Source organism: Veillonella parvula, assembly GCF_018366295.1.
GTDB lineage: Bacteria > Bacillota > Negativicutes > Veillonellales > Veillonellaceae > Veillonella > Veillonella parvula_P.
In genome coordinates this window covers 83,106-101,437 of record NZ_JAGZIJ010000007.1, presented here as the reverse complement: position 1 = coordinate 101,437, position 18,332 = coordinate 83,106, and the positions used below count along the sequence as shown (strand labels likewise).

Annotated in this window: 10 protein-coding genes; all 10 read left to right on the top strand. The window is 39.9% G+C overall.

Annotation, left to right across the window (positions count from 1 at the left end; genetic code table 11):
- The first annotated feature begins 139 nt into the window (after positions 1–139).
- The 10 genes from KHY58_RS07405 to KHY58_RS07360 all read left to right on the top strand — a co-directional run bounded on the left by KHY58_RS07405 (position 140) and on the right by KHY58_RS07360 (position 18,322).
- Positions 140–1,030 carry a helix-turn-helix transcriptional regulator gene (locus KHY58_RS07405; RefSeq protein ID WP_278472754.1) on the top strand — a complete coding sequence of 297 codons (891 nt, stop codon included), beginning with the start codon at positions 140–142 and terminating at the stop codon, positions 1,028–1,030.
- 232 nt (positions 1,031–1,262) lie between these two features.
- Entirely contained in the window at positions 1,263–6,284 is a 5,022-nt protein-coding gene (locus tag KHY58_RS07400; RefSeq protein WP_174892248.1) for a TonB-dependent receptor plug domain-containing protein, read from the top strand.
- Positions 6,285–6,469: 185 nt separating this feature from the next.
- Positions 6,470–11,548: a TonB-dependent receptor plug domain-containing protein gene (locus KHY58_RS07395; protein WP_278472752.1), complete on the top strand. Its 5,079-nt coding sequence runs from the start codon at positions 6,470–6,472 to the stop codon at positions 11,546–11,548.
- 35 nt (positions 11,549–11,583) lie between these two features.
- Positions 11,584–12,201 carry a MotA/TolQ/ExbB proton channel family protein gene (locus KHY58_RS07390; protein ID WP_004696674.1) on the top strand — a complete coding sequence of 206 codons (618 nt, stop codon included), beginning with the start codon at positions 11,584–11,586 and terminating at the stop codon, positions 12,199–12,201.
- A 2-nt stretch (positions 12,202–12,203) separates the two neighbouring features.
- Positions 12,204–12,611 (top strand): ExbD/TolR family protein, encoded by a 408-nt coding sequence (locus KHY58_RS07385; RefSeq protein ID WP_004698605.1) that lies wholly within the window; start codon positions 12,204–12,206, stop codon positions 12,609–12,611.
- A 2-nt stretch (positions 12,612–12,613) separates the two neighbouring features.
- Entirely contained in the window at positions 12,614–13,417 is an 804-nt protein-coding gene (locus KHY58_RS07380; RefSeq protein WP_004696671.1) for an energy transducer TonB, read from the top strand.
- Between the two features lie 28 nt (positions 13,418–13,445).
- Entirely contained in the window at positions 13,446–13,964 is a 519-nt protein-coding gene (locus KHY58_RS07375) for a flavodoxin family protein (protein ID WP_278472750.1), read from the top strand.
- Positions 13,965–13,985: 21 nt separating this feature from the next.
- Positions 13,986–15,626, top strand: a complete 1,641-nt coding sequence (gene hutW / locus KHY58_RS07370; protein ID WP_008601575.1) for a heme anaerobic degradation radical SAM methyltransferase ChuW/HutW — start codon at positions 13,986–13,988, stop codon at positions 15,624–15,626.
- A 323-nt stretch (positions 15,627–15,949) separates the two neighbouring features.
- Positions 15,950–16,954 carry a carbohydrate kinase family protein gene (locus tag KHY58_RS07365; RefSeq protein WP_278472748.1) on the top strand — a complete coding sequence of 335 codons (1,005 nt, stop codon included), beginning with the start codon at positions 15,950–15,952 and terminating at the stop codon, positions 16,952–16,954.
- A gap of 6 nt (positions 16,955–16,960) precedes the next feature.
- Positions 16,961–18,322 (top strand): TrkH family potassium uptake protein, encoded by a 1,362-nt coding sequence (locus KHY58_RS07360; protein WP_278472747.1) that lies wholly within the window; start codon positions 16,961–16,963, stop codon positions 18,320–18,322.
- Positions 18,323–18,332 lie beyond the last annotated feature (10 nt).

The window sequence follows — 18,332 nt, the reverse complement described above, 5'->3', positions numbered from 1 at the left end:
TTACTAAAGCTAACTAGCTTATATTTTTAAATATAAAATGAATTATTACTATTTTGAAGTTGACAATGACTATCAATAAGTATACTATAATATAATATTATTAATTTATGTTTATAGAATTTGTGTATATGGTGATAGTATGAATCCACATAATCATGCGGTTTCACATGCTGGAACATCTATGTCAAGGTATACGGTGTTTGACGGTATCGATCTAATGTTTCTAGATGTGAAGCAAGAGACGATTCAATTTTATGCTAAATCACATACCAAGACGTTTGCTATAAATCACTGTGAAGAGGGGCGCATAGAGTGCAAGTTTTCATCTGGTGAGTATTTATATATGGGGCCAGGGGATATGTCGTTAGGTTGGCATATACGATCTGATTATCAACACGAAAATTACTTTCCTACAAAATTATTTAAAGGAATTGTATTATTAGTGGATGTTGAGAAAGCTCAACCCGTATTAGATGCACTTGTTAGTGATTCTCGAATTGATTTGACTGAGCTGGCCAATCGGTTTTGTGAGCATTCTGATTTTGGTATGATGATGGAAGAAACGGAAACTGTTCGTCATATTTTTTCCAGTTTATATAATGTGCCAGATCAAATAAAAGAGCACTATTTTAAATTAAAAGTGATTGAAATCTTTTTATTATTATCTGTTATCTCTACAGCCAATCCTGAAAAGAGAAGTACCTATAGAAAGCAACAGGTAGATATTGTAAAAGCTGTAAGTGAATATGTATCGACACAGTTTATGAAGCGTATTACTATTGACTCCTTGTCTGAACAGTTTGATATTCCTACATCTACCCTGAAACGTTGCTTTAAAGGTGTATTTGGTACAACTATACATCAGTATTTAAAAGAATGTCGTATTAATGCGGCAAAGCGATTGCTTCAAGACTCAGATCAGTCTATTTTAGAAATCGCTAATGCGGTAGGGTATGAGAATGGTAGTAAGTTTACTAGTGCATTCAAAGAGGCTACTGGTGTAACGCCAAGTGCCTATCGTAAGGTCTAAATAATTTGGACCTTATATTATCCTAGCTAAAAATTTTTGTGCTTTAGGCTAGGTTTGATAGTCTATGAAAATTAAATATTGTCCTAAACGTATATTTTTGGTCTATTCGGAGTAGATATGTATAATACACTTTGCTACTATTAAACCTGTAAATGATTTTCAATGTCATTTGGTTGTAGTGGTAAAGTGTATTTTTATATGCATAGTTAAATATATGTGTGGAGGAAATTTAATGAATAGGAGTTGGGTGCGGGCAAGGAGATATGTCATACTATCCTGTGCAGTAGCGTGCTGGTTGCAAATGCCGGTGGTTATGGCGGACAATGCGACTGTAACAACCGATGTGGTTCATGTTCGCGGTACATGGGCTGAAGAGCAGGCAAAACAAGAGTCTCAGCAGACGACGATTATCACGAAGAAGGATATTGTCAAAAAGCAGGCAAAATCCGTAGAAGATATTGTGTTTTCCGAAACTGGCGTATCTAGAACCGTCGATTCGATGGGGCGCGTCGGCGTATCTATCCGTGGAGCGGATCCTCGTCATACCTTGATTCTTGTGGATGGACAGCCTGTGATGGGCGACCTTGCCAAATATCAAGGTGCTGGTGATGAATTACAACGTCTCGGTACAGAAAATGTGGAACGCATAGAAATTATCCAAGGTGCGGCTAGTGCTAAATACGGATCCGATGCCATCGGTGGTGTTATTAATGTTATTACCAATAAACCGCGTAAGACCGCTGGCCTTCAGTTTAATGCGGAAGGTCGTAGAACTAAAGGCGACGGTGATATCGTACCGTTTTCCAATTTCTTTATGCGCGCTGATTCTGGCTCATTAGGTAAGTTAAAAGTTAATATTCACGGTAGTAAACGTGACATTATGCCTATTTATGCCAGCGAGCAGCGTCGTATCAGCGCTATGACCAATGATGAAGACCACGGTTTTTTAAAGAATTCCCTACGGTATTACGGTACAAATTCTAATATAGGTTTGGCCGCTACGTATGATATTAATGATAAGCAGTCTTTGGGAATTCGCATCGATCGGTATAATGAGGACTTAGAACGGTATGTAAAGCGCAGTACTTCTTATTTGGAACCTCAGGTTCATTACAAACGGGATTTAGACAGGAATAATCTTAATTTGACATATACTGGTCAGGACAATAAGAGTTCTTGGAAAGCGGAACTGAATTATACGCGGACCAAAGAAGATGATGTAACATTAACCAGTGACTATGGGAACAGTACCTATGAAGGGAAAAATACATTAAACTATGTGGATAATGTAGATCATCGTCAATGGAGCGTAACACTCGGGGCAGACACACAAGTCAATAAGAAACATCTCTTGTCTTATGGTATTGGGTTTATACGGGAGACAGGCGAAGGTAGCAGACTTAAAAATGCGCCTCATACCTATAAACGGCATATCGATCCCTGGGATTACGATAAAAGTCTAGCTGTAAAAAACGGTGTTCCTTCATCCACAATTTATGACCATTCTTTCAGAAAAAACGACGCTGGTGTAGAGCAGTGGAATAAGGAGAAAGAATGGTATAACGGGGATAAAAGTAAGCCAAATACATTGCCGGAATTTACTTACGAAGAATATCTTCAATATTTGGATCCCCAGGCGGGAATTGATTCGGCGGCCGTAATGGGGCTTGTGGATGGCCCTGTGACGGAGCGTACGCTGAAAAAACGGAATCCTGAAGCTTATGCGCGATATCAGCAGTTTGCTAAACGTTTGTTAGCGGAGAATAAAGAATTTATTGAAGACTATCATTTTAATAAGGAAGGCCGAAAAGATGAGAACGGTAAGTATTATCCTGCACTTTATGATGCCTATTTACCGAGCTTTTACTATGGCGCCGTACCGGATTTTGATTCTACGAAGTTGAAATTAAACGGAGCTTATTTTAAAGAAGAGTATTTAAAACGCGTTAATCAACAGACCGCAGGACGTGCGGAGATCAAGAAACAGAATTTCTTTATTCAGGATACGTGGCAGGTTAATAAAAATACTACTTTATCACCAATTATAAGACTGGATCATAGTGATTTATTTGGCTCCAATTGGTCGTTTAATTTCGGCATGACGCACAATGTACATGGAAATGTACACCGCAGATTAAAGGCTAATGTGGGTACCAGCTATACGGAACCCGGTATGGGCGAGCTGTATTATAACTGGGAAATGTATGGCCCGAATATTACAAATGCCACAATCGGTGGAGGTGAAGCCCGATTAGGTTGGTATTGGGTCGGAAATCCGAACCTTAAACCAGAGAAATCCATGAATTTCGACCTTTCTTTGGAAGGGGAAAATAAAAATACCTATGGTAAAGTAACCGTATTCCACAATAATATTCGGAATTATATGTCGATTTACAATACGGGATATTTGATGGATTTTTATCCTCAATATGATGAATCTACCACATATGGAGCGGCGAAATTTGCGCATGCGCCGGATATGATTTACAGTTTCCGTAATATTGGCAAGGCCCAAATCACAGGTCTTCAATTTGAAGTGAAACAGACTTTGAATAAGCACTGGAAAGCCCGTTTGGGATATACGTATTTACGAGCGCTTAATAAGAGCGATAAAGATATGCCTCGTGAATTACTGGATAAACCGCGTCATAAAGTGGATATCGGTGTGGATTTTGAGGATAAGGCCAGTGGATGGAGCGGTAGCCTGTGGGGCGATTATTATATTCATATGCTGGATAGTAACTCCTTGTCTGGCGGCGGTAATTATATGGTATCTTATATTGATCCTAATAATTCCGATCGTTCCGTTATCAGATATAATTTGAATAATAGAAGAACCGCCGATATGTATGAACATAAAACTTACGGCATATGGAATTTGATGATTCAAAAGAAGATTGATAAGGATTCACGAATCTATTTCGGTATTGATAATCTCTTTAACCATCGTGATGATGATCGGGCTCTATCGGCTCGAGTATATCGTATTGGATTAAATATGAAATTCGGTTTCGGTTCAGGTGAAAGTAAAACGAAACTTACGAAGGAGCAGTTTGAATCGTTACCTCCGGTTATGCTGCATGATTTTATTACGCGTCCTTTCGATACAGACAGAAAACGAGGTACGGAATTGGTAGGTGACTATCGTGTACGTAATGACAGTCATCTTGGATCCGATCGTCCTGCTACGCGGGTGACGACTACTAGTTACGTATCCGACGAGGCGGCAAAGAATCTGGCGGATCGGAAGGAACACGGCTTGAATCAACGTATACGTGTCGGTGTCGATGCTCGCATTAACGATAATACGAATATACGTGTTGTAGGCAGTGCTTCCGGACAGAGCGGTGTGGACAGTGGTCATGAAACAGAGGGGTCTAAAGGGTTTAATCATCAGAGACTCGATGAATTGGATGTAACTCATCATGAATCCAAGTGGGATTATAGTATTGGACGTATCACGGAATCCATGGGGGTTACAGGTTATTGGTTTAATAAGGAATATGACGGTCTTCGTAGTGTTTGGACGAATAAGAATACTCAAGTCCGTATCGGTGTGGGGACCTTTAAACATAGTACGGGAATTAGCGATAGTGCTTATACTCATGCTATTTATACGCATTTTAAACGGGTTCCAACGGTAGAGGAATTCTTAGGTGTTACTATGGATTCGGACGGTGCTAATAAGGAACTCATCGTACCAAATGCAGGGAATACTATTAATTTCTACCAGCAATTAAAAGCCTTGCGCGATAAGGAAGGCGCTTTAGATGCGGAGGTAGGTACATTAAAGAAAAAAATCGATGATATGACTTCCGATATCTGGTCTAAAGAATTTATTGACGGCATGTCCGCGGATCAATTGGCTCCATTAAAAGCGGAGCTGGCAAAGTTGGAAGCATCATTGCCGGATGTGGAAGCTCGTGTGGCGAAAGAAAGGGAACCTTTGCGAGCTGCGCAGTTTGATGTGTTGCGCCGGATGCAGGAAATCGCGGTGAAAGCTTATGGTGCGGATGCGGCTAAACAGACTGTATCGATTAAGATGCCAGATGTGTCGGTAACGTATTCTTATAAATCGCGATACTATGATGAAGATGATGAACAATGGTATGAAGATGAACGTACTTTCACTCAGAAAATAGCACCGGGAACGATTGGGCTTGATAAGAAAAACCCATTGTTTGAAATGAAGTTGAGTGATACCTTTGTTCTTGCTAATGGCGGAAAACCGTTTATTTCAAATTGGTATAATCAGAATAAGGCGGCTATCGTAGAGGCGTATCGTGCCAAGGCGAAAGATATAGCAACCTATAGTTTCGGTAATAATCCATATACGATGAAATTTGAAGATAATGCCTTTGACGGGCTGGACGAGTCTATTTATAAGGCAAATGTCGTTGATATTAACGACTCCGGCACATCCGGTCTTATTAACGTAAAAGGAAGTGCCTATTATCCTTCTATGATAGCTTCGTACTTTAATAGCTTGGCTCGAATGCTTGAAAAAGCGGACGGCAACAGTCGTTTGCCGAGAGAGGCGTTAGGAAAATATACAGGTGCTGTTATTCCTTCAATAGGTGTCGTATTGGAGCGGGATACAATTCCACCAATTGAAAAGGCTGCCTATGTTCAAGTTAAACATATGGTAACACCTCGACTTGGCTTAGCTGCATGGTACTTGCGCTCCTTTGGCGGTAGTGACTATCGCTTCTATACGGCGAATGGTAATGCTACAGAAGCGCATGAATTCAACAATATGGCTAATATTTTCGGTGTTGGAGCTAAGTATCAATTAAATCATAATGTAAGTATTTCCTTCGACTATGGACAAAACCGTAGTGACTTTGGTCGCTTCATGAATGGCAATACTCATTATGAACATAAGGCTGGATCTGCTCAATTCGATATCAAGGGTCGTGATATAGGTGGTGTACCTCATTTCTGGGCATTGCGCTTTGATGTTGGCCGCGTTGATATGAATAAACCTGGCTCTTGGAATGCCTATGTGGACTATAAATACTTTGCTCATGGCTCCTTCTTCGGCGGCAATGGCACAGAGGCTGTACCTGACCGTTACTTGGATGGTATTAAGAGCTTTACCTTTGGTGGTGGCTATGTGCCAACTAAAGATCTTCTTTTACAAGCATTCTATACATTTGATGCTAAAGGGATTAATAAACGAGATACCTTATATGGATCTGAAAACTTCAAACTTGGGAATTATACTCGTTTCCAAATGACGTATAAATTCTAAAAATTATGTCCGATTTGTCCGAAACGTATATTTTTGGTCTATTCGGAGTAGATATGCAAGATACACTTTGCTAACATTAAAATGTGAATGATATTCAATGTCATTATATGTTAGTGAAGTGTATCTTTTTATATTTGTGTGTAAGATACAAGATATATGTTTAGTTATAAGTTTAGGAGGGCATAATGAACCGGTGGGGACATACAAAGCGTACCATAATCCTGTCTAGTGCAGTTGCCTTGTGGCTTAGCGCACCTCTAGTGGTTTGGGCAGATAATGCGACTGTCACTACAGATGTTGTTAATGTGAAAGGCACATGGGCAGAAGAAGAAGCAAAATTGAACTCACAGCAAGTGCAAATCATTACCAAGAAAGAGATTGAAAAGAAACAGGCGAAGTCCGTTGAAGACATTATTTTTACGCAAACAGGCGTATCTAGAACAGTTGATGCTATGGGGCGTGTGGGCGTGTCCATTCGCGGTGCAGAAGCGCGTCACACTCTTATCCTCGTAGATGGTCAACCAGTGCTAGGTGATTTTGATAAGTACTCTGGTGCGGCCGATGAAGTACAACGTTTGGGTACAGAGAACGTAGAGAGAATTGAAGTTATTCAAGGTGCGGCTAGTGCTAAATACGGATCTGATGCAGTAGGTGGTGTAGTTAATATCATCACTAAAAAAGCACAAAAGAAACCATCCGTACAATTTAATGCTGAAGGCTTGCGTCGCAAGAGCGATGGCGATGTATTTCCGTTCCAAAACTTCTTCATTCGTGCCGATTCTGGTCAAATGGGCAAGTTAAAGGTTGGTTTATCAGGTAGTAAACGAGATCTTATGCCTGTTCTAGCATCTGTTAAACGTCGTGCCTCTGGGATGGCCTTTGATTATGCAAAACATAACTTCAAGCCAAATGTACTTCGTTACTATGGTGATGCGGCAGATATCGGTCTTGTAGCGACCTACGAGGCAAATGATAAAAATAAGGTGGAATTGCGACTTAATCGTTACACGGAAGATCTTGTGCGCGATGTTAAGCACTCCGACTCCGACTTAGAGCCACAGCAACACTTCAAACGTACCGCAGATCGTAATACAGCTAATCTGCAATGGTCCTCTAGAGCTGGAAAGAGTGACTGGACTGTTGAAACAAACTATTCTCGCATTAAAGAAAATGACGTAGCGCTCATTAACTATACAGGTCGTTCTGCTTATGAAGGCTCTAATGAGTTGCGTTATATCGATAACATCGATCATCGTCAATTAGATATTCGCGTAAATGCAAATACGCAAGTTAATAAAAATCATTTGCTAAGCTATGGTGTTAGCTATGCTCGTGAAGAAGGCTCTGGTAGTCGCTTAAAGAGTTCTCCTAATACAAGTACGATGTACATCGATCCATGGGATTATGATAAAAGCTTGTTAGTAGACCGCCTTGATCGTCTCGTGCGACGTAAAGGCGATAATAGTGTTAAAGTTTACTCTCACATCCATGATTATAAATTTATTAATTCCGGTGGCGGCATGCCGCAATGGGATATGGATTATGAATATTATGGTGCAGCGAATGATGCGCAAAAACCGGGGATTACGTATGATGATTATGTGAATTATGGTTTATCGGAAAGCAGACTCAGTGAATGGTCAAGCACATCGCCGAATAATCAGCCTGTAACAGATGAATTTAAGAAGCGATATTATGCTTTGGAAAATCGGTTGAAATCGGAAAATCCTGAAATGGCGGCACATCGTGCAAACATCGTAGGTGACTATTTTAAATATGGTGAGTCTAACGATCCAGAACTGCGTAAGAAAGCACCTAAGCTAAATGGTAAGGCTTTCTTAGAAGAGTACCGTAATCGCGATCAACGCTTGACTACTGGTAGTGGTACGATTCGTAAAATAAACGCTTACATTTCTGATACATGGCAAGTTAATAAGAATTTAACATTGTCTCCAATTGTGCGCTTCGACAATAGTAGCTTGTTTGGTTCTAACCTATCTGCATCTTTGGGCATGACATATAACGTTAAAGGTAATACACATCGCAGATTTAAAGCCAATGTAGGTACTGGTTATACAGAGCCTGGTATGGGCGAATTGTGGTATAACTGGGAAATGTACGCTTCTAACCCTGTAGGGATTGGGGTAGCAAAACTCGGTTGGTATTGGGCTGGCAATCCTAATTTGAAACCTGAAAAATCACTCAATTTCGACATGAGCTTGGAAGGTGAAAATAAAAATACCTATGCTCGTGTAGGTGTATTCCACAACCGAATTAAGAACTATATGTCCGTATACTTCACTGGTGATTTCATGGACTTCGCACCATATCTCAAAGGTGATGCGAAATACCAACGTGCTCCAGATATGATTTATAGCTTTAAAAATATTGGTAAAGCTGAAATTACTGGTCTTCAAGCAGAAGTACAACAAAAATTCGGTAAATATTGGTCTGGTAAGTTAGGTTATACATACTTACACGCTATCAACAAGAGCGATCCAACAATGCCTCGTCAATTGCTGGATAAACCAATGCACAAAGTTGACATCGGTATTACCTATGACAACCCTAAATCTGGTTGGAATGGTTCCATCTGGGGTGATTACTATATCAACATGCTTGATAGTAATACTCTCAATAACGGTGGTAACTACTGGCCAGATATCTTGTCTGGTGATGCAGGCGTTTACAAGAAGCAAACATATGAAAAGAAAACATTTGGCATTTGGAACATAATGGTTCAAAAACGTTTCAATAAAAATGCCATGATGTATTTTGGCATCAACAATATCTTTAATCATCGCGATGATGACCGTGCTACACAAGAACGCGTCTACCGTATGGGTGTTAACCTTAAATTTGGTGGTGGCGATAGTAGTAAAACTACAGCCATCGGCAAAACTAAGGATGGTACGAATGTTAATGCTACAGGTGCTAATGTAGCTAATGGTGAAGCAGTAAATGCAGAATCTGGTGTACAAAATGTATCTGATGTAATTCGTTTAACTGATTTTATTCGTTCTGATTTTGATACTACTAAAGAACGTGGTATTACAATGGTTGGCGACTATAGAGCGCGTTGGATGGCACATGATGGTTCTAATAGACCGCAATCTCCATTTAGAGCAAACTCTGCCATCGGTTCTGCAAAAGCCAATATGTACGATGCTAATCGTCATAGCTTTGAACAACGCTTACGTCTTGGATTTGATGCTCGACTCAATGAGTTCACTAACCTCAAAGTTATCGGTAGCATGAGTGGCATGAGTGGAGTAGATACAAGCTGGACAAAATCTGATTCCAAAGGTCTCAACCATCAACGACTCGATACAGTTGATCTTACAAGACGCGTTAAGAAATGGGACGTATCCGTAGGGCGTTTAACTGAGCCTATGGGCGTTAGTGGCTACTGGTTTGGTCAATCTTATGATGGCGTTCGTGCTGTTTGGAATGGCCATGATTCTCAAGTTCGTATTGGTGTTGGTACTTTCAAACATAGTACAGGTATCAATGATTCTGCATATACACATGCAGTCCATAAAGTTATCTTTAGACCACCAACAGCAGCTGAATTGATTGGTATCAATCGCGATGATTATCCATATGATATCAACAGTGCTACAAAATCTGGTTCAGACGGTGAAAGAAAAGATTCTGATGCTCCGGCAGCACCAGATAGTCCTAATGGCATTTATGATTCGACTTATAAAGGCAAGACTAATAGCCTTTATTTCTATCAACAGCTTAAAGATTTGCAAGATGAATATGAAGCTTATAAGGCTACATTAAATCTAAATTGGAGTAATCCAAACCGCGATCAAGAAATTGAAAAGGCTAATGCTAAGTTAGCAGAAACACAACAAAAACAAGCTCAAGTTATGAGTCGTTTACAAGATATTCTTACAAAAGCATATCCTAAAGAGATGGCTGAGAAAAAATTCTCCCTCGATATTCCATCTGGTGGATATACAATGTACGAAATTACTAATAAGAAAACAGGGGAAAAACTCTATAAGACTGGTGAGCTTATGTATAATGTGAACTCTCCGTTATACCCTGAATATCTAAAAGATAAGGCAAAAGGTCTAATCGTACCTACTGATAATAAAGAAGCTTTGGTAAACCCTAAGGGTTATGTTGATAAACATGGTAATGAGATTAATCAATCCATTTCAGAAATTGCTAAATATAATGCCACAGATAATTGGAAGAATTATAATAATGGTTCACTTGATGAGGTTTGGGTAAAACAAGCTGATGGTACATTTAAGAGATCTTATGATTACTATGGTCAACCATCTAGTGATTACGAATTTACTGGTTTCTTAGGGGCTAAGACTTATAAATATGATAGTGGTAAATACGTATTTAGCGATTATGATGCTAAAGAGGCCTTATATAAGAAGAACTTTACAATGTCCTATAACGATTATGGTGAAGGTGGTTCTTATTATGGTTGGGGCATGCCAAATGCTATGTATAACTATATGTATAATCTTGAAAATGTTGTACATGATGCAGAGTCTGAAAATAAATTACCACGCGAAGCAATCGGTAAGGTCATTGGCAACTTGATCAGAACAGAAGGTGTAGTTCTTGAAAAAGATACTGTACCAGCCATCGATAAGGCCGCATTTATTCAATACAAGAAACAAATTGGTGCTCGTCTTGGTTTACAAGCTTGGTACTTACGTTCCTTTGGCGGTAAAACACATACATATTTAAATGCTAATGGAAATAGTAATGATGAATACAGCTTCTCCAATGTAGCTCATGTATTTGGTATCGGTGCTAAGTATCAACTTGGTGCTAATGCAGCTGTTACGGTTGATTATGGTCAAAATCGTTCTAACTTAGGACGTTACCTCAATGGGAATACCGTATATCAACATGAACGTGGTACAGCAGACTTTACTCTAAAAGGTCACCAAATGGGCGGCACACCACACTTCTGGATGGCTCGTCTAGATATTGGGCGTGCTGATCTAGATGTTCCGAAATCTTGGAATGCGTTCATCGATTACAAATACTTTGAACATGGTTCCTTCTTCGGTGGCAATGGCACGGGTGCAGTACCTGATCGTTATTTAGATGGTATTCGCAGCTTTACATTTGGTGCCGGTTATGTACCGCGCAAGGACTTGCTTCTTGAAGCATTCTATACATTTGATGCGAAAGGCACTAATAAACGAGACACTTTATATGGTAGTGAAAGCTTTAAGTTAGGCGATTATACACGAATTCAAGGGACCTATAGGTTCTAATGCTCAGTCTGTAAACAGGCAGAAAGGTTACAAATATGGAAAATTTAAATTATGTCATTCACTTATTTCATAGTGGTGGGTATGTAATGTATCCATTGTTACTCTTGTCTTTCATGGTTATCGCTATAGCTGCAGAACGTGCTTTCTTCTATCGTAAGTATGCAGGCAAAACATTTGTTGTAACTCATGCAGTAAATGAATTTGCAAAACTACAACGTTGGGATGAAATCGATAAAGTCATTAAAGAGAACCCTTCTATTGCAAGTCGTATTGCGGAAGCAGGTTTAAAAAATGATTCTAGCGAAGAAGCAATGAAGACAGCCTTTGCTGATCAAATGGGGGTTGATGCAGTTGGCTTCCGAAAATATATGGACTACTTAAGTGCAACAGTTACAATCTCTCCATTATTGGGATTGCTTGGTACGGTAACAGGTATGATAGGTTCTTTCAGTATCCTTGACTCCGGTGCCGGTGCATCTGCCATTACTGGTGGTGTAGGTGAGGCTCTTATCGCTACAGCATCTGGTTTATGTGTAGCTATAATGGCGTTTATCGTATACACAATCTTTAGTCATCGTTTGGATTCCATTATTAACCAAATTGAAAATATGTGTGTAAATATTGTTACAGCTAAACGAGAAGGGTGGAAATAGTTATGAACTTGCAAAGCTTTCGTATGAAAACTAAGCCGGAATTCATGATTATTCCAATGATTGATATCATTTTCTTCTTGTTGGTATTCTTCATGATGAACAGCTTGCAAACAGTGGCTCAAAAAGCCTTGTCTGTACAATTACCACAGGCTACTAGTGCTTCTGCACCGGCTCAATTACCAGTGGTTCTAACATTAGATGCAGAGGGTCATATTACGATTGATAACAAGCCAATGAGCATTGACGATGCTGAGGCAATGGTAAAACAACGTATCCAAGAAAACCCTAATGCTAGTGTTATCTTACAAGCTGATAAACGAGCGGCTCATGGTCAAGTAGTAGCAATCATGGACATGTTAAAACAATCTGGCGTTAAACGCTTAGCTATTGCAGCTGAACAGAAAGGATAACTATGGGACTAGGCATATCATGGAAAAAAGCAGCCATTATATCCGCCGTAGTTCATCTTATTGCTCTCTTTATTGCTGTAATCTTTTTTGTAGTGGTTCCAGCCATTCAAGAAATGGATACCTATGAAATCGACCTCACACAAAGTGTGCTCGATGATGGTGGCAGTGGACATGCTGGTGGTGGCGGAGGCAACAGAGCCGATCTGTTCCCTAAACCATTGTCAGCAGATGAAGTAGCGGCAAGAACAAAGGCTGTTGTAGCAAATGTTGAACCATCTACCGCAACAGATATTCCTGATGCAGTAGATGTGGCAGCTAAAGCAAGCGAAAATAAAGGCAATACATCCGGTGATAATTCCGCTGTTGGTGGCACAGGCCCTGGATCTGGTGGCGGATCTGGTGGTGGTCATGGTACCGGCGAAGGCACTGGCGTTGGTGATGGTAGAGGCCATGGTACTGGTACAGGTGATGGTACCGGTGAAGGTGATGGTCATGGTACAGGTAAAGCAGCGTTCAATGTAGAGGGCTTTTATGCAGCTGTAGATAGCCAAAAACAAATTCCTTATGCGGCTATTAAGCGTAAAATGAACGTAGATGTTACAATTAATGTAATGGCTAAATTAGATACTAATGGTAATTTAATAGACGTATATCCAACTAGTGGTGGGGATGAGATATTTGTAGAAGCGGCTCTTGATGCAGTGCGACGAGCGACTCCGTATCCAAATGAAACAGGGGATATACAACCAGTAGAAGTTCCTGTACACTTTGTAGTACAGGCCGATGGCGAAGATGAAGAAGAATAAATATATCTAAGTAATAAAGGAGATAAATATGAAATCTATTATTTTATATTCTTCCCTTACGGGAAATACTAAAAGTGTAGCGGAAGTAATGGCTTCCGTTATGCCTGAGGGAACACCTTGCGTTTCTGTAAAAGATGCACCTGAAAATTTAGCTGATTATGATACAGTATTCGTAGGTTTCTGGGTGGATCGCGGTACAGCGAATAAAGAGGCAGCAAAATTGATTGAAACTTTAAAAAATCCTAATGTGGTATTCTTTGCCACACTAGGAATGTATGCTGATTCTGATCATGCTCGTGAAAGTATCGAGAAAGCATCTGAATTGTTGCCTAACAAAGAAGCTCTTGTAGATGGCTTCGTATGCCAAGGTAAAATCGATCCTAAAGTAATCGAAATGATGTATAAAATGTTCCCACCTGGATCTGCACATGGTCAAAGCCCAGAACGCGATGCACTACATAAAGCGGCGGAAACTCATCCAGATGAACAAGACTTTGCAAATGCAAAAGAATTTACTAAATCTGTACTTGCAAAGTTACAAGCCTAATTTCTGAAAGGGGATTGGAGTATGAGTTTAGCAAGTTTTTTTGAATCCATTCCGGAGAAACAACGAAATCTACAATTAGGTTTCAAATGCGATAATCCGATGAGTGGTGCATTTCCTCATAAACGGGTTGTTCATGCAGGCCTTAATGGTACGCTCGTTTCTCCGAAAGAAACACAATCTGTTTGGGATACATTGATGAATGGTGTTCCTAAAAAGGGTGAAATGCAATGCGCTTACATTCATATTCCGTTTTGTAAGACAAAATGCACATATTGTGGCTTCTTCCAAAACGGTACGAGTCAAAGTGTTGAAGACCAATATATTGATGGTCTAATTAGCGAATTAAAGCTCGCAAGTGAACGTCCGAGATTAAAAGATGGTTTGATCCATGCCGTGTTTATCGGCGGTGGCACACCAACATCTTTATCACCGACAAACTCTGAAAGATTGCTCAAAGCCATTAAAGAGTACTTGCCATTGGCAAACGATTATGAGCTTACCTTAGAGGGTCGTATTCACGATTTGATTCCTGAAAATCTTGAAGTTTGGATGGCAAACGGCGTTAACCGTATGTCCATCGGCGTACAATCTTTCAACACAGAAGTGCGTCAAATGGTAGGTCGTTTAGATACAAAAGAAACTGTATTAGAACGGCTAGCTGCTTTAAAAGCTTATGGTCAATGCTCTGTCGTTATTGACTTAATCTATGGCTTGCCTGGTCAAACTATGGAGGTGTGGGAACAAGATTTAGCTGATTTGGTAAGTTCTGGCGTTGATGGTGCAGACCTATATCAATTAAATGTATTTGATGGTAGTGATCTCAATAAAGACATTGAAAATGGGAAGGTTCCTGCTGCAGCAACAACAGCGATGCAAGGGGATATGTTCGAATTCGGTCGACAATACCTAGATGCGCGATCTTATCGCCGATTGAGTGCCGCACATTGGAGTGCTAATAATCGTGAGCGTAGCCTATATAACACTCTAGCTAAATCGGGTGTCCCAATGTTCCCATTTGGTAGTGGTGCAGGTGGTAACGTCGATGGCTATGGCATGATGTTACATCGCGCATTAAAACCATATGAAGATATGGTAAGCCGTGGTGAAAAACCGTTTATGGCACTAATGAAACAAAGTGAATTACAACCTATCGTTAATCAAGTAGTAAGCCAACTAGAACAAGGTTTCCTCAATATTATGAGCTTAGTAAAGATGGATTCAAGATTAGATGAATTGAACTGGCTCTATAAATTATGGGAAGAACGAGGCCTTGTTGTTTATAATGGTTTACTTTACAAATTGACTGCAGCCGGTGAGTTCTGGACTGTAAATCTTACACAAAGTACGTTAGAAGCTGTTGAATATATCTTGACTGGTAAGAACTCCTTCGCTGTAGAAGCAGTAGCGGCTCAGGATACAAAAACAACTTCTAAAGAGAATCCTAATCAACAAGTACGTGGCATTGGTCAAGGAAAAGCGAATATCTCTGTGCCAACGGATGAGGATTCTGAGACACAACGTAAAGAGGCTCTTATTACTAAGGCGAAAGCTGAAATTTCCAAGAGCGGTGCTTCTGGAGAGTCTGCAGAACGAATGGTGCAAGCTATGTACAATTTGAGCGCTGACGAAATTGAATATATGATGGAACGTATGATGTCCTAAACTATTATGTTACACCTCAATTCTAACAACCTCTGGGAATAACTAATTTATAATAAACAAGACATAATACGTAACATATAGGTGCTCTTTGTAGTACAAAGTAACCCCAGCCTTTGGTCTGGGGTTTACTTTTTATAGCGCGAAAGGTATTCTGTAGATATAAGACTTAAAGGGCTTTAAACAGTATAAGAATAGATATACAAACCTATAAGGCTATAAAAACTGATTACTGTTAAAATCATAAATTGATAAGAAAGATATTGAATCTATAAGATGTAAAGTAATATTGCTTATATAGCTAATTGTAGGCTTAGGGGGTTAGTATGAGTACATTTCCTCAAAAAAAGATAGATATATTAGGTATTGGAGCTAGTACATTAGACCGTTTTATCGTGGTTGATCATTATCCAACAGGTCGTGAGGTGCAGCAAGTTTTATCCTCGACCAACGATGGTGGTGGACCTGTAGCAACTGCCTTGGCCGTTGCAGGTAAATATGGTGCACGTACGGCCATGATTGATAGTATCGGTGACGATATGGTAGGGCAGCATATTTTAGATGATTTCAAAAAATATAATGTTAATACCGATTCTATTCATATTGAGGGACAGGCAAAAAGTGGTGTCGCTACAATCCTCGTAAAGCATAGTACTGGCGAGCGTGCCGTATTTTTTGAACGCTCTACTGCGCCAGAGCCAGTATTTTTAGATACGCATAAGCAATTAATTAAAGAAGCTTTCATTTTACATGTCAATGGACGGCATCGACAATTCATGTGTTCTGCCATGGCGTTAGCACAAGCGGTTGGTACTATTATCTCCCTCGATGGAGGTGCACAGCGCTACGATGAAGAGATGAAATCTATTACAGAGGCAAGTCATATTGTTATTGTTGCTCGTGATTATGCTGAAAAGTATACGGGCACTACTGATTTAGAAGAGGCTTGCCGTATTATTCATGAACGTGGCGCACTTATTGCAGGGGTTACGGATGGCGCTAATGGTAGTTATTTCGTATGGCCTGATGGAACTTTCTATCGCTGCCAAGCATTTCCTCAAGAATATGTAGTTGATACAACGGGGGCTGGAGATAGTTTTCATGGTGCATTTCTTTCAAAGCTTGTTACATTATTGAATGAGTTAGCTCCAGTGGAAGGGTTAAAGACCTCTACATATGGTATAGATTTATTACAATATTGTGGACATTCTGATCTAGAAAAGGCTGCTATTTTTGCGTCCGCTGTAGCAGCTTTAAATACGCAAGGGATTGGTGGCCGTAGCCCTTTACCAAGTTTACAAGTTGTACATAAATTAATGGGATTGGAGTAAATCAGTATGTGGCACGATATTTCCCATTCTCATGTACAACGGTACATGCAACAAAATCCCTATCGATTATTAGCGTTTAGCTTTCTAGGCGTCATGATTATAGGTACCCTATTGCTTATGTTACCGATGGCGAGTGCTCAGGGGCAAACGACGGCTCTTGTAGATGCCGCTTTTACAGCTGTATCTTGTGTTTCGGTAACAGGGCTGGCCACTGTAGATACTTATTATCATTGGTCTTTATTTGGTAAGATTGTAATGGTTATCCTTATTCAGTTAGGTGGGTTAGGAATTGTATCTTTCACAACCATAATTGCTTTGCTTCTAGGTAAACGAGTAGGCCTTAAAAATCGTGTGCTTTTGTCTGAGGACGTCGGACAGGAAGGTATGACTGGTTTATTACATATTACGAAAAAGTTAACGCTTTATACCTTTGCTATTGAAATTGTAGGAGGCATAATCTATACGATTCAGCTATATCCTTATATTGGACAGGCTGCATTGTATACAGGTATCATGCAAGCTATTTCCACCTTTTGTAACGCTGGATTTGTATTTTTTGATAATGATCTACCGTATGCCATGGTAGGGGACATATTATTTAATATCAATACGGCCGTGCTAATTGTGATCGGTGGTTTTGGCTATTTAGCGGCCTTTGACATATGGTCACACCGTAAGGTGAGACGATTTGTTGACTTAAAACTTCACACTAAGATTATGTTAGTAGGCACAGCGACTCTTATCCTATTAGGAACTATCATTTTTTTAGGTGTGGAATGGTCAAATCCAAAAACCTTTGGGTCATTACCGATTTGGAATAAAATAATGGCCTCTTTATTTCAAGCGATTACGCCGCGTACAGCGGGGATTGCAACGGTTGATTATAATGCATTACATCCAATTACTTTGTTTGTTACCATTATTCTCATGTTTATTGGTGCCGGCCCGAACTCTACCGGTGGAGGCGTTAAAATTAGTACCGTAGCTGTAACTTTACTTGCATCGCGCACTTTGTTTAATAATCGTCCAGATACAGAGGTTTTTGAACGTCGTATTTCATTAGTAACAGTACTTAAAGCCAATGGGATTATATTTTTATCGCTTCTTCTCATCTTAATAGCCACATGTTATCTGGCTTGGGACGAGCCTTATGATTTTATTCAATTGCTATTTGAGGTTACGTCCGCCTTTGGGACTGTAGGCCTTACAACGGGAATTACGCCCGATTTATCTGAAAGCAGTAAATGGGTGCTGATGCTTGTTATGTTTACCGGTCGTGTCGGTGTTATGACCGTTATTGGTACATGGGCTCTTAGGACATCACCAACGAAGCCAATTGGGTATGCAGAAGAGAATGTATTGTTATAATTGAGTAGAA